This is a genomic window from Alcaligenes parafaecalis, from assembly GCF_026344135.1.
In the GTDB taxonomy this organism is placed as follows: domain Bacteria; phylum Pseudomonadota; class Gammaproteobacteria; order Burkholderiales; family Burkholderiaceae_B; genus Alcaligenes; species Alcaligenes parafaecalis.
This window is the reverse complement of record NZ_JAPKNA010000005.1, coordinates 223,252-236,292: the sequence shown is the minus strand read 5'-3', so window position 1 is coordinate 236,292 and position 13,041 is coordinate 223,252. Positions and strand designations below refer to the sequence as shown.

General features: G+C 57.0%; 11 protein-coding genes. 7 read left to right on the top strand and 4 right to left on the bottom strand.

The window, feature by feature from the left end:
• Nucleotides 1–14: 14 nt before the first annotated feature.
• Nucleotides 15–896, bottom strand: coding sequence for a LysR family transcriptional regulator (locus OSH09_RS15910; RefSeq protein WP_207872740.1), 882 nt, complete (start codon nt 894–896; stop codon nt 15–17).
• Between the two features lie 120 nt (nt 897–1,016).
• Between OSH09_RS15910 and OSH09_RS15905 the strand changes: the two genes are divergently transcribed.
• Genes OSH09_RS15905 through OSH09_RS15880 form a run of 6 tightly spaced genes read left to right on the top strand, consistent with a single transcriptional unit; the run spans nt 1,017 to nt 8,172 of the window.
• Nucleotides 1,017–2,000, top strand: coding sequence for an ABC transporter substrate-binding protein (locus tag OSH09_RS15905; RefSeq protein WP_207872741.1), 984 nt, complete (start codon nt 1,017–1,019; stop codon nt 1,998–2,000).
• Nucleotides 2,001–2,011: 11 nt separating this feature from the next.
• Nucleotides 2,012–3,076 (top strand): ABC transporter ATP-binding protein, encoded by a 1,065-nt coding sequence (locus tag OSH09_RS15900; protein WP_207872742.1) that lies wholly within the window; start codon nt 2,012–2,014, stop codon nt 3,074–3,076.
• Complete coding sequence (locus OSH09_RS15895) at nt 3,073–4,731, top strand: ABC transporter permease (RefSeq protein ID WP_207872743.1); 1,659 nt, start codon at nt 3,073–3,075, stop codon at nt 4,729–4,731. The genes OSH09_RS15900 and OSH09_RS15895 overlap by 4 nt, the downstream gene beginning before the upstream one ends.
• Nucleotides 4,728–5,954: a pyridoxal phosphate-dependent aminotransferase gene (locus OSH09_RS15890; RefSeq protein WP_207872744.1), complete on the top strand. Its 1,227-nt coding sequence runs from the start codon at nt 4,728–4,730 to the stop codon at nt 5,952–5,954. Before OSH09_RS15895 ends, OSH09_RS15890 begins: the two co-directional genes overlap by 4 nt.
• Before the next feature lie 20 nt (nt 5,955–5,974).
• Nucleotides 5,975–6,853 (top strand): phosphonopyruvate hydrolase, encoded by an 879-nt coding sequence (locus OSH09_RS15885; RefSeq protein ID WP_207872745.1) that lies wholly within the window; start codon nt 5,975–5,977, stop codon nt 6,851–6,853.
• Between the two features lie 59 nt (nt 6,854–6,912).
• Nucleotides 6,913–8,172: a CobW family GTP-binding protein gene (locus tag OSH09_RS15880; protein WP_266121533.1), complete on the top strand. Its 1,260-nt coding sequence runs from the start codon at nt 6,913–6,915 to the stop codon at nt 8,170–8,172.
• A 173-nt stretch (nt 8,173–8,345) separates the two neighbouring features.
• Here the strand turns inward: OSH09_RS15880 and OSH09_RS15875 are convergent, their stop codons facing one another.
• The 3 genes from OSH09_RS15875 to OSH09_RS15865 all read right to left on the bottom strand — a co-directional run bounded on the left by OSH09_RS15875 (nt 8,346) and on the right by OSH09_RS15865 (nt 11,854).
• On the bottom strand, nt 8,346–9,323 hold the full coding sequence (locus tag OSH09_RS15875) for a tripartite tricarboxylate transporter substrate binding protein BugD (protein ID WP_207872747.1): 978 nt from the start codon (nt 9,321–9,323) through the stop codon (nt 8,346–8,348).
• Nucleotides 9,324–9,544: 221 nt separating this feature from the next.
• On the bottom strand, nt 9,545–11,068 hold the full coding sequence (locus tag OSH09_RS15870) for an MFS transporter (protein WP_266121532.1): 1,524 nt from the start codon (nt 11,066–11,068) through the stop codon (nt 9,545–9,547).
• 84 nt (nt 11,069–11,152) lie between these two features.
• Nucleotides 11,153–11,854: a glutathione S-transferase family protein gene (locus tag OSH09_RS15865; protein WP_266121531.1), complete on the bottom strand. Its 702-nt coding sequence runs from the start codon at nt 11,852–11,854 to the stop codon at nt 11,153–11,155.
• 124 nt (nt 11,855–11,978) lie between these two features.
• Between OSH09_RS15865 and OSH09_RS15860 the strand changes: the two genes are divergently transcribed.
• Nucleotides 11,979–12,974, top strand: a complete 996-nt coding sequence (locus OSH09_RS15860; RefSeq protein WP_207872750.1) for a 5'-nucleotidase — start codon at nt 11,979–11,981, stop codon at nt 12,972–12,974.
• Nucleotides 12,975–13,041 lie beyond the last annotated feature (67 nt).

The window sequence follows — 13,041 nt, the reverse complement described above, 5'->3', positions numbered from 1 at the left end:
CGACATGGATAGGCTTAAGGGGCATTGCGTTGCCGCAAGCTGCTTTTCAACCAGCGGCAAAATTGGCGCGCCTGGTTTTGCTGTGGTGACTGCGTGTTGACGTAGGCCATGTAGGTCGCGCCAGTAGTCACTTGGCCTGAGCCAACTTCTCGCAGGACGCCATCGCGCAGATGGTCCATGACGAGTAAACGTGGCACAACAAGAAATCCTGATCCGGCAATCGCGCCGGCAATCGCGAAAAACAGGTGATCGTAGGTAGCGCTCATCAGCAGGCGCGAAGGCTCGATATTCTGATCAAGTGCCCATAAGCCCAAGACGTCTGGCCTTGAACGTGCGGTCACCATAGGCCAATGCTCCCAAGCCTGCCCGCTGTGCTGTTGGATCAAGGTCGGTGCTGCCACGCAGACCAGCTCTTCATGTGTGAGCTCCCAGCTTTCGCTATCAGGCAGGCTTAGGTCACGGCTGATCAGCACATCAAATTCTTCATTGGGGCGTGGTGGGGACAGGTTGGTGATCAGATCAATCTGCCTATTGTGCTGGGCGGTGAACTGACCAAGCATGGGCACCAGCACTGTCATTGAAAAGCTGGGCATGGAGGTGCGTACTCGCAGCCGTTCGTGCTGATCCTGATGGTGGGTGATTTGCTGAATGGCCATCTCCAGGGTGGCCATTGCATCTTTGACCGTGTCATACAACTGCAGGCCTGCTGCCGTCAGTTCAATATAAGGGCCGCGTCGAATGAACAAGGCTTGCTTGGTTGTTTTTTCCAAGGTGGCGATGTGGCGGCTGACCGCGCTTTGGGTGATTCCCAGGCTTTGGGCAGCGCGAGTGAAATTGCCTTGTCGGCCCACCGCGACAAACACGCGCAGGGGAACAAGAGGGACAGTCTCAAGCATGATCAAAACTCATGATAGGGTCACAGTGGGCGAAGGGTTGAGGTAGGGTGTAACAGAACGGTCATCTAAGATAAATACCATGATTTTCATGCAATTTTATTTAAATTTCAGGAAATAATCATGCAAAACCGTTTTCCTTATCTATCCGCTTTACTCATGCTTTCATGCTTGGGTTCGGGTGCTGCAAAGGCGGATGAGGTGGTGTTGTACTCCTCCAATAACATCGATGTGGTGAACACGGTGATTGAGCAGTTCCGTCAGGTTCACCCCGAGATATCGGTGTCGGTGGTGCGGGCCGGTTCCGGTGCATTGATGCAACGTATCAAGGCCGAAGCAGAGCAGCCTTTGGGGGATTTATTCTGGTCGGGCGGGTTTTCGACTTTGTCGCAGTATGCCCAGTACCTGGCTCCCTACTCCTCGCCTGAAGCCAGTGCGGTGGGCGCGCAGTTCCAGGGAGCCGAGCAACGCTGGCTGGGTACCAATACCCATGTCACGGTGTTGATGGTGAATGAGCGTCAGTTGGGCAAACTCAAGGCTCCTGCCAGTTGGGCGGATCTGGCTGATCCGGCCTGGAAGGGCAAGATCGTGATTCCCGATCCGGAGCGCAGCAGCTCCTCTTACGTCGCTTTGTACGGTTTGCAGGACCTGATGGGCCAAGAGGTATTTGACAAGGTCGTGCGCAATGCCGTGGTAGTCGGGACGACTTCAGGTGCCTATGAAGGCGTTGCCAATGGTGAGTTTGCGATTGCGGTGACGATGGAGTATGCCGCCTATCAATATGTGGCTGGCGGGCTGGATACGATTGCTCTGGTCTATCCCAAAGAGGGCACTTTTTTATCGCCGGAAGGGATGGCCTTGATCAAAGGCGGCCGTAACCCCGAGTCCGCCCGCAAGCTGTATGACTTTCTGGCTTCCCAGACGGCGCAGGAAGAAGTATTCAAAAGCGCGTTCCGCCGCCCTTTGCGCAACGATATTGCTGTCAATACGCTGACGACCTTGCCTGCCATGGACCAGATCAGCATTCATGCCCTGGATGATGCGCGTATGGGTGCCGAGCGCGATGCTTTCTTGTTGCGTTGGCGTGCTCTGGTTTCTCAGAGTTAAGCGTGACTCGTATGCAGATACATTTATCAGGCATTGGACAGAGCTACGGTCCCCAGACCTTGTTTCAGGGCTTGGATCTGGATATCCCCAGTGGCTCGTTGTTTACCCTGCTGGGACCATCGGGTTGTGGCAAGACGACTTTGCTGCGCATGTTGGCCGGATTCGTACGACCTGACCATGGCAAGGTGCTGTTCGGCCAGAAAGAAATGACGCAAGTGCCCGTGCACAAACGCAACGTAGGCATGGTGTTTCAAGATTACGCGCTGTTTCCGGACCGTAGCGTGCTTGATAACGTCAGCTACGGTTTGCTGGCGCGGGGCCTGTCGCGCACTCAAGCCCGCAGCCCCGCCCTGGAAATGCTGGAGCGCGTTGGCTTGAAGGATAAAGCGGATGCTGCGCCTTCCGCTCTGTCCGGGGGACAGCGACAGCGGGTGGCCATGGCGCGTGCCTTGGTCATCAAACCTGACCTGCTCTTGCTGGATGAGCCTTTGTCCGCTTTGGATGCGAAGTTGCGTACTGATCTGCGTGAGATGCTGCGGGATTTGCAGCAGGAATCAGGTATTACCACGGTATTTGTGACGCATGATCAGGAAGAAGCGCTGAGCGTGTCTGATTACATTGCCGTCATGGACCGGGGCTGTGTACGCCAGGTTGGGACGCCCGAGCAGATTTACCGCTGTCCTGATAACAGCTTTGTCGCTGATTTTGTGGGTGGGGCAAATTTGATCGAGGTTCAAGAGGAACTGAGTCAGGCGGCCGATGGCTGTCGCCGCTTTCAGACGACGGGCTGCGTTGTGCGCATCCAGTCTACCGGGCGTTTCTCTGAACAGACGATGTTGGCGGTGCGGCCAGAAACCTTGAGTGTGGATGCCCCGCGCCCGCTGGCAGAGGGTGACATTGCCGCGCGGATTGAGCATGTGGATTACCGGGGCCCCAGCACGGCTTATCAATTGCGCACTGGTTTTGGTTTCTTGAAGGCGGTGGTCTGGAATACCGGCTCAAGTCAGAGTTGGGAACGGGGTGATGCGGTAGTCCTGCGCGTTCCCGAGTCCGCTCTTTTAGTGGAGCGGACATGATGCTGGGCTCTTTGCGACGTGATCCAGCCTGGCTGTTGTTGGCCCTGGGGGCATTGGCCTTGTTAGGCTATTTTTTGTTGTGGCCGGTCTTATCCATGCTGGCCAGCTCCCTGTTTAACAAAGAAGGCCAGGTTGGTTTGCACGGCTATGTGCAGTTTTTCTCTGAACCGGCGTATCGGGAAAGCCTGTTCAACACCCTGTGGCTGGGTGGGGCGGTAACGCTGCTCAGTTTGGTGCTGGGTGCCGGTTTGGCTCTGGCAGCAGCTCGTTTTTCTTTTCCTCTGGCCGCTTGCCTGGGTGTCTTGCCCCTGCTGACTTTGGTCATTCCGGATGTGGTGGTGGCTGCGGCCTGGATTGTGGTGCTGGGTAAACAAGGTGTGCTCAATAGCGTGCTGGCTCCCTTTGGGTTTGAGCTGCCCTCCTTGTATTCCTGGTGGGGTCTGGTTTTTGTCATGACCTTGAACAATTACGTGTACGCCTATGTAGCCGTATTGGTGGGTCTGAAGTCCATGGATCGCAACCTGGAAGAGGCGGGGCTAAGTCTGGGCAGCTCTCTAGGGCGCACCTTACGCACGGTGACCTTTCCCCTGATGGTGCCTGCTTTGTGCGGTGCAGCAGTGCTGGTTTTCATGCATGTGATTGGGGATTTTGGCGTTCCAGCCATTCTGGGAGCTCGTACCCCGGTTCTGGCGGTCAAGACTTACAACGAGTTTGTCAGTGAGATGGGCGGTAATCCCCAGATGCAGACCACGATGGCCTCTTTGCTGGTGTTTTTGGGTTTGGCCTTGCTGCTGATTCAAAAATGGGTCGTGGCCCGACGTACGTATCAGATGGAGTCCGGTCGACCTCCGGAGCGAGTCCCTTTGCAGGCTTGGCAGGCGGGCGTGTGTGCTGCTTTGGTGACGATCCTGATTGTCTTGTCGGTATTGCCTGTGATGGTGGTGATTGTCACTGCATTCACGCCCTCTATTGGGCCGGTGCTGAAGTATGGCGGGTTCACTTTAAGCCACATGCAGCAAGCGCTGGTGCAGGCCCCCGGTCCTCTGTACAACTCCTTGCTGCTGGGCGCGGCGGCCACCAGTGCAGGTGCCGTGTTTTCCATACTGGCCGCCTACCTGATCGTAAAACGCCCTTCTGGTCTTTCTGCCAGTCTGGATGTGCTGGTCATGCTGCCTTTAACGATTGCAGGCACGGTATTGGGCATTGCGCTGATCAATGTGTTCAACAGCGGTTGGCTTGTGCTGACTGGGAGCTGGAGCATTATGGCGCTGGCCTACTTTTTACGCCGGGTGCCCACTAGTGTGCGTGCTGCCATGGGGCCTTTGCACAATTTGCGTAACTCTATCGAGGAGGCCTCCATCAGTCTGGGTGTGGCCCCTATGCCGACTTTTGCGCGGGTCGTGTTGCCGGTGGTGTGGCCTGCGGTGATTGCGGCCACGGTGCTGATGTGGATTACGACGCTGTCGGAGCTATCAGCGACGGTGGTTCTGTATTTTGGCGGGATGAGCACCCTGCCGATCGAGGTTTTTCAATTGGTGGACAGTGGGCGGTTGGCGCAGGCCAGTGCCTATAGCCTGGTGTTGTTGATGGCGATATTTTTGCCGCTGCTGCTGACCCGTTTCATTTTCAAAGTAAAAGTAGGATGGACACAATGAGCTCTGTGCAATGTCAGGAAGAGATCGCGCTGGCCCAGCGCGTGTTGGGAGCGAAAGCATCAGCCACCAAGGAGATGACGCGTCTGGCAAATCAAATGAGGCAACAGGGGCAGTCAGTCATCACCCTTAGTCAGGGCGAGCCGGATTTTGCGACTCCCGAGCATGTGCGTCAGGCGGCCAAAGAAGCGATTGATCGCAATGAGTCCCGCTATACCGAAGTGGCAGGTACCTTGACCTTGCGTGAGGCGGTGGTGCGCAAGTTCGAGCGTGACAATGGCCTGCATTTCAGTCCGGATCAAATCCAGGTCGGTTGCGGGGCCAAGCAAGCTTTGTACAACGCATTGCAGGCCACGGTGCAGGAAGGCGATGAGGTCATCATTCCTACCCCCGCCTGGGTGTCTTACCCCGAAATGGTGTTACTGGCGGGTGGGCAGCCGGTTATTGTGCGTTGCAGTGCACAAGGCGGTTTCAAGTTACAAGCAGATCAGCTTGAACGCGCTATCACCCCCCGCACCAAATGGCTGATGCTCAATTCGCCATCGAACCCCAGCGGCGCGGTGTATTCGCGTCAGGAACTGGAGGCGCTGGAGCAGGTGTTGTTACGTCACCCGCAGGTATGGGTGATGGCTGATGATGTGTACGAGAAGATTCGTTATAGCGATGAGCCTTTTGCCACGCCTGCAGCCTTGTCCCCGCAGATGGCGGCCCGCACGTTGACTATCAATGGCGTCTCCAAGGCTTATGCGATGACAGGTTGGCGGGTTGGGTTTGCAGCAGGTCCGCTGCACTTGATCAAGGCCATGAATCTGGTGCAGTCGCAGGCAACCTCTCATACCAGCTCCATCAGCCAGGCCGCAGCAGTTGCAGCACTCGATGGCCCAATGGATTTTCTGCCCGAATTCGTGGAAGCGTTCCGACGCCGCCGAGACAGGGTTGTGGCAGCGCTCAATGCCATGCCGGGTATTGAATGTGATTTGCCCATGGGGGCGTTTTATGTATTCCCCAGTTGCCAAGGTGTATTGGGTTTGCGTGATCCAGCAGGTCAGTTGATCAGCACAGACAAGGACTTGTGCATGTATTTTCTGCGCAGCGTAGGGGTGGCGGTGGTGCCCGGTTCGGCATTCGAGCTACCCGGCCACTTCCGGGTGTCCTATGCCTCCAGCGATCAGGAGCTGGAAGAAGCGATGAGCCGTATTGCTCAAGCCATTGCTCGATTGAGCTAGTCCCCTTAAGGAGAATTAGTATGAGTAGTAAAAAAAATCAGGTATTGAGACAGGCCTTCTCCCAAGGGCGGTTGATGACGGCGATGGCCGCCCATAACCCGCTGTCTGCACGCTTGGCTCAGGATGCCGGTTTCGGAGCAATTTGGGGCAGCGGTTTCGAGTTGTCCGCCAGTTATGCGGTGCCTGATGCCAATATCTTGTCGATGGGAACGCATCTGGAGATGATGCGGGCGATTGCCTCGACCGTCGATATTCCTCTGATCGCTGATATTGATACCGGCTTTGGTAATGCGGTGAATGTCAGCTATGTCATACCTCTGTACGAGGCGGCAGGTGCCAGTGCAATTGTGATGGAGGATAAAACCTTCCCGAAAGATACCAGTCTGCGGACTGACGGGCGTCAGGAACTGGTACGCATTGAAGAGTTTCAGGGCAAGATTGAAGCGGCCTGTGCAGCACGTCGTGACCCTGATTTTCTGATCATTGCGCGGGTCGAAGCCTTGATCGCTGGCTTGGGTCAGCAGGAGGCCTTAAAGCGTGGGCTGGCGTACGAGCAAGCGGGCGCGGATGCTATTTTGATTCACTCCAAACAAGCCACGCCTGAACAGATTCTGTCTTTTGTGCAGGCCTGGACGGGTAAGGTGCCGTTGGTGCTGGTACCAACGGCATACCCCCAATTGACCGAGGCTGATATTGCACAACTGGGCAAAGTGGGCGTGGTGATCTACGGCAATCATGCAATTCGTGCGGCCGTTGGTGCGATGCAGGCGGTATTTGCCAAAATTCGCCAGGATGGCGGTATTCAGAACGTGGATGCCGATCTGCCCGCCGTCAAGACCATTATTGGTCTTCAAGGCGACGCCCATATGCGGCAGATCGAGGCTCGATTCCTGCGCTAGAGCCAGCAGCGCTCGGCTCCGTATAATAGCTGATGGCCCGATGGCGGGCCTTTAGCCGGATGAATGCGATGCTCCAGCCTGCACAATGCCCAATCCCGGTCACGCTATTGACCGGTTTTCTGGGCAGTGGCAAAACCACGCTGATCAATCGTGCTTTGCAAGAAGCCGCGATGGCCGACACCCTGGTCATCATTAATGAGTTTGGGCAGACGGCGCTGGATCATCATCTGGTGGCGCATAGCCAGGAAAACGTGATCGAGGCGATGGGCAGTGGCTGCCTGTGCTGCACCATACGACGCGATCTGGTGCAGACCTTGCGCGATATCACCTGGCGCTTTTCGCGGGAAGGCCAGCGGCAGTTTCGGCGCGTGCTGATTGAAACGACGGGTCTGGCCAATCCTGCTCCTATCCTGCATACCTTGTTAAGTGAGCCTCAACTGGCCGGGAAATACAGCCTGGCGGGTGTGGTGACGGTGGTGGATCTGGAGCATGGTTTGGATACCTTGGCTCGGCATGCTGAAGCACGGCGACAAGTCGCCGTGGCGGATTTGCTGTTGCTGAGCAAGCGTGACCGGGTGGATGAGCACAGGGAGCATGTGCTGTGCGAGCAGTTGCGTGAGCTGAATCCTTTGGCGCAGCAGCAGATTCTGTCAGTGACACAGCCGATTGCGCCCAGCCTTTTGGGGCTGGGGGAACAAGCAGGGCAAGGACGGGCCTGGAGTTTGGAGGCGTTTCAGGCTCTGGGGCAGGATAGTGGCGATCACGATCACGATCACGATCACGATCACGATCACGATCACGGGCATGATGACGTGCATAGCCATAGCCATAGCAACAGCAACAGCAACAGCAACAGCAACAGCAACAGCAACAGCAACAGCAACAGCAACAGCAACAGCAACAGCAACAGCAACAGCAACAGCAACAGTCCTGAGTCTGCTCACCCGTATGGGAAGAGTCCAAAAACGTCTCCGGTCAGCATGCCGGATGTCTCCCGCCATGGAGACTCCATCTACTCCTTAAGCGCCCTGTTCCCCCAGCCTCTGCTTGCCGACAAGCTGCAATCCTGGTTATCGGATCTGTGCCAATGGGCAGGCCCGCGCCTCTTGCGCTTGAAGGCCGTTTTACCCGTACAAGGCATGGACCAGCCGCAGGTGATTCATGCCGTCCAGCATCAGTCCTACCCTTGGCAGGCCGTGCCGCAGTGGCCTTGGTCGGATCAGCAAGGGCGCATGGTATTGATCACGCAGGATTTGGATTTCCAGGAGCTTTGGGCGCGATTGCAGGAACTGGATGCTACGGTCCGAAAGACGGATTAAGACTCGATGAGTCCGGGCCTTTCTTGATCGGATTTTTTTGAGTCGCCGGGAGCTTGATGGAGCATTGTCCCTTCGTCATCTGAACAGGCTATCCATCGCTACGATAGACAGCTCCTCAAACCGAAAAAAAGGACGCCGAAGCGTCCTTTTCAAAGCCTTTGGGCTAACAGGGTTTATTGGGGCTCTACGCCCACTTTCTTGAATAGTGCGGCCCACTGGGGCACTTGTTGTTCCACCTTGGCCTGCAAGGCGGCCGGGTTGGCTTCTTTGTCCATGACCGTCGCTCCCAATGTAGCCATACGGCTTTGGAAGTCTTTGTCGGCCATGCCGGTTTGCAGCGCTTTCACCAAGGTATCGACGACAGGCTGAGGCGTATCTTTGGGTGCCCACATACCGTGCCAGATCCCGACTTCAAAGTCTTTGAAACCGGATTCCTGCATGGTGGGGACGTCCGGGAAGGTAGGCACACGTTCCGGGCTGGTGACGGCATACACCTTGACCTTGCCAGACTTGATCTGCTGGGTGGTATTGGTGGTTTGGTCACACATGATGTCCACCTGCTTGCCCATCAAGTCCGCAATGGCGGGGGCGGTGCCTTTATACGGCACGGTCAGCAGCTCGATACCCAAGGCTTCGGTAAACATGGTCCCGCACAAGTGGCTGGCGGCGCCAATCCCGGCATTGGCCAGGGAGACTTTGTCCTGATTGTCTTTCAGATACTGCACCAGCTCCTGGATGTTGTTGGGCGGGAAGTCCTCGCGGGCAATGATGGTCATGGGGACGTCCACCACCAGCCCTATGGGCGACATGCCGTTGATGGCGTCGTAGCCCGGTTTTTTGTATAGCGACGGTGCAGTGGAAAAGCCGATATGCATCAGCAAAATGTTGTAGCCGTCCGGCTTGGCACGGGCGACCTGGGCGGTACCGATGGAGCCACCTGCCCCGCCTTTGTTCTCGACCACGATGGTTTCACCCAGAACTGGGCGCATGGCTTCGGCCAGAGCGCGTGCCACGTTGTCCGTGGGGCCGCCCGCCGCAAAAGGCACCACCATATTGATGGGGTGGTCCGGATAACCCGCTGCCTGTGCGGTGACCGAGCAGGCTAAAGCCGCGCCCAGACTGACAAACAGCTTGTTTAATGCAACAGCCATAATGCCTCCTTGATAAGGATTGCTTATTCTTGTGGGAGATACTTGGGTCCGGTCGCTCGGTGTTGCGAAGCGTTGCAGGAGTGGCTTTATTCTACTGAGGGTAGACGCGTTTCTTTTTCAGGTCTAACCCTAGTAAGGGGCCTAAATGGACTAGGGGAATATACGGGGGCGGAAGGGGTAGCAAACCGTAGCCAGAGGCCACGGTTTGCCGGAGTGCAGGTTCAGGCAGCGGTAGGTTTGTGCAGGACCGGCGTCAGGTAAGCGATGATGGAGACCGTCAGTGCTGCCGTGGCGATCAGGCCGCAGAAGATCATCAGGCCCTGATCCAGACCCAGATGGTCGGCCAGCCAGCCCAGCCCCAGAATGGGCAGAATCGCGCCCAGATAGCCGGTAATCAGGTAGGTAGACGTCAGGCCTGCACGCTGATGCGGGGGCGAGACGCGCTGCACAATGGACATGCCACCGTACATGCACAGGCCATGACCAAAGGCGGTCAGCAGTACGCATAAAATGAACAGCAACGAAGAGCTGGCCCACAGATTGACCAGCAAGGCGATGCAGGCCAGGGTGAAGGACAGCAGCCCCACAATGACGCTGCGCTTGGCAGGCCAGCGGCGAATCAGCAACTGAAAGCCCGAGGACATGAACAAGATGATCCCGATGGACAAGCCACTGGTGGCTGGGCCGTGCCAGGGCACCATTTGCGCCATGAAGCTGGGTGCCAGAGAGGCAAACAGGCTGAACATGGCAAAGGCGCAACAGGCGGACAAACAGCCAATCAGATAGGGGCGACGCAGATGGGTGGCAGGCAGCGTCAGGCGGGGCATCCAGGTACGCCAGCTACTCTTTTCCTGCGGAACGGGCTGCTTGCTGGCGATGGGTTTGATCTGAAACAGTGCGTAGATGGCCAGCACGCCCAGCGCCATGGACGGGATGTAGCTGGAGAACAGCGGGTTCGGTATCCACTGTGCAATCAGGCCGCCTACGACCGGGCCCAGACCAAAGCCAAAGGCCAGCATCAGCGAGGTGGTGGCGGCGGCTCGTTGTACATCCCCGCCCCGGTTGAATTGCCCCAGGCCGATGGAGGCCGAGGTCACAATCATGCTGGAGGCCATCCCGATCATGATGCGGCTGAACAGGAAGCTGCCCACGTCCCAAGCAAAGGCGGACAGGGTCACCCCGCTGGTGACCAGAATCAGGCCTGTGCGCAGTACGGGCATGAAGCCTTTCAGATCGCTCAGGCGGCCCAGGAACAGCAGGCCCGTCAAACCAGCGGCCATATAGGCGACGTAGAGCTGGGTGATATGGCTGGCGTTCAGATCCCAGCGGTCCTGGTACAGCGGGTACAAGGGGCTGGCCAAGGCCGTGCCCATCACCCCGATACACATGGCGATACTGATCCAGACGTAGGGGTCCCACTGGCTTTTCTTGCCTGCCGGGCGTGCTGCCGCAGGCTTGTCAGCCGCGGCCTGCTGGGCAGGATAGTTCAGGCATTGTTCGATCCGCGCCTTTTGCAAGGTCTGGGCGGGGGCGCTGGCATGGAAGTCCTTGCAGCTTTGCGAGTCCCGCCAGCTTTCATGCAGAACCCACTGCCCGGGGGGCTGGTCTTTGCGCAATACATCAAAACGCAGACAGGACGGCTTGGCTCGCGCTTGTTCAGTCAGCGAGTTGATGTAGGCGTCCTGCGCCTGAGAGTCCAAATCGGAGAATTGGTAGTGTGTAGTGCGAAAGTACGTATCGCCCATGCGGCGGAATCCTTGACAGCGAAATCATTCGGGACCATCAAGGATACTCTTTCGTGCCTGCACTGACATGGCAATTCGTTGACACTAGGCTGGCTGGCGTAAATCCAGATGTATATCAGCCACACGCAAAATTTCAGCCTCGTGATCCGGGTCGCGCCAGGCATCCTGGCAGGCCATCTGATGCCAGCGCTGCATGGCGGGCAGTTCCAGCAAGCGGTTCACGTAGTCCTGACAGGCTTCGTCCAGCTTCAGGCCATAGGTTTGCAGGCGAAATACGACGGGGGCGTAAAAGGCATCGACCGCACTGAATCGCTCTCCGGCCAGGAAGGGACCGCCAAAACGGCTCAGGCCTTCTTGCCAGATCGTTTGCAGGCGTTCCAGTTCGCCTTGCAGACGCATATCGTGCTGATGGTGGTGGGCACGCAGGGCGACGGCAAAGGGACACAGGTTGCGCAGGTAGGAAAAGTTGGCGTGCATTTCCGCGCTGGCGCTGCGGGCCCAGGCGCGTGCCAGGGGATCGATGGGCCAGACACCAGGGTGCTGTTCGGCCAGATATTCGGCAATGGCCAGGCTGTCCCAGATAATTTGCCCATTGGTATGCAGAACAGGAACCTGCCCGGACGGGGCCATCTCGTGAAAGGCCAGGGTGCTGAACGGGGGGCCAAAGTTGAACCAGCGTACGTCAAAATCTATGCCCAGGTGACTCATCAGTAACCAGGGGCGCAAGGACCAGGATGAGTAATGAGGATTGCCCAGAATCAGGGTATAGCTCTTGGAAGGTTTCATGGTGGCAAGATTTCACGAAGGGGATGGTGTTTGCACTTTAGTAGGCTTTGTTCTGCTTGGGTAGTAGCAGAGTCGGCTGGTCCTTTTGGTATGCTGTTTTTTTTGCTGATTTGTGGAGCAGTCCATGGCGTATGACCTGGAAAAACGACTGGTAATTGGGCTGGCTTCCAGCGCCCTGTTTGACCTGAGCCAGTCCCATCAGGTCTTTCTGGAGCAAGGCGAGGCCGCTTACCGCGATTATCAGTTGGCGCGTGAGCACGAGCCTTTGAAGCCTGGCGTGGCGTTTTCCTTTATCCGGCGTTTGCTGGCCTTGAATGATCTGTCGCCTGACGATCCCTTGGTGGAGGTGGTGCTGCTCTCGCGTAACGATCCCAATACGGGACTGCGGGTGATGAATTCCATCCAGCATCACGATCTGGACATTACGCGGGCGGTATTTCTGCAAGGGGGCGACCCTAGCCCCTATATCCAGCCCCTGTCGATTAGCCTGTTTTTATCGGCCAATCAGGACGATGTGCACCGGGCGGTACAGCAAGGCTATCCCGCGGGCCAGGTCCTGAACTCCTCTTACGAGGACGCCTATGACGACCAGCCTATCCGCGTGGCCTTCGACTTTGACGGGGTGATTGCGGACGACGAGTCCGAGCGTGTGTATCAGCAGGAAGGCGGTTTGCCCGCATTTTTCGAGCATGAAGTGCGTTTGGTACAAAAGCCGCACAATCCGGGCCTGTTGCAGGCGTTTTTGAAGAAATTGGCGCATATTCAGACCGTGGAGCAACAGCACCGCACAAACAATGCTGATTACACCCCTCGCCTGCGGATTTCGATTGTGACAGCGCGCAATGCACCGGCCCACGAGCGCGTCATCAACACCATGCGCAGTTGGGGTATTGAAGTGAATGAGGCTTTTTTCCTGGGTGGAATTGAAAAGCGGCGGGTGCTGGAGGTCTTGCAGCCGCATATTTTCTTTGATGATCAGACCACGCACTTGATCCCGACCGCGCAGACCTTACCCTCTGTGCATATCCCGTTCGGGGTGGTCAACCATCCACAGGTGAAAGTGGTGGAGCCGGAGAAAAAGAAGAGTCGGAAACAGGAGCAGCGGAAATCCAAGCCGTAGATAGGGGGCTGTGATCGGCTAGTGCGGCTGCAGCGGGCATAGTGCCAAGTGCATTCGGTTGTAAAGC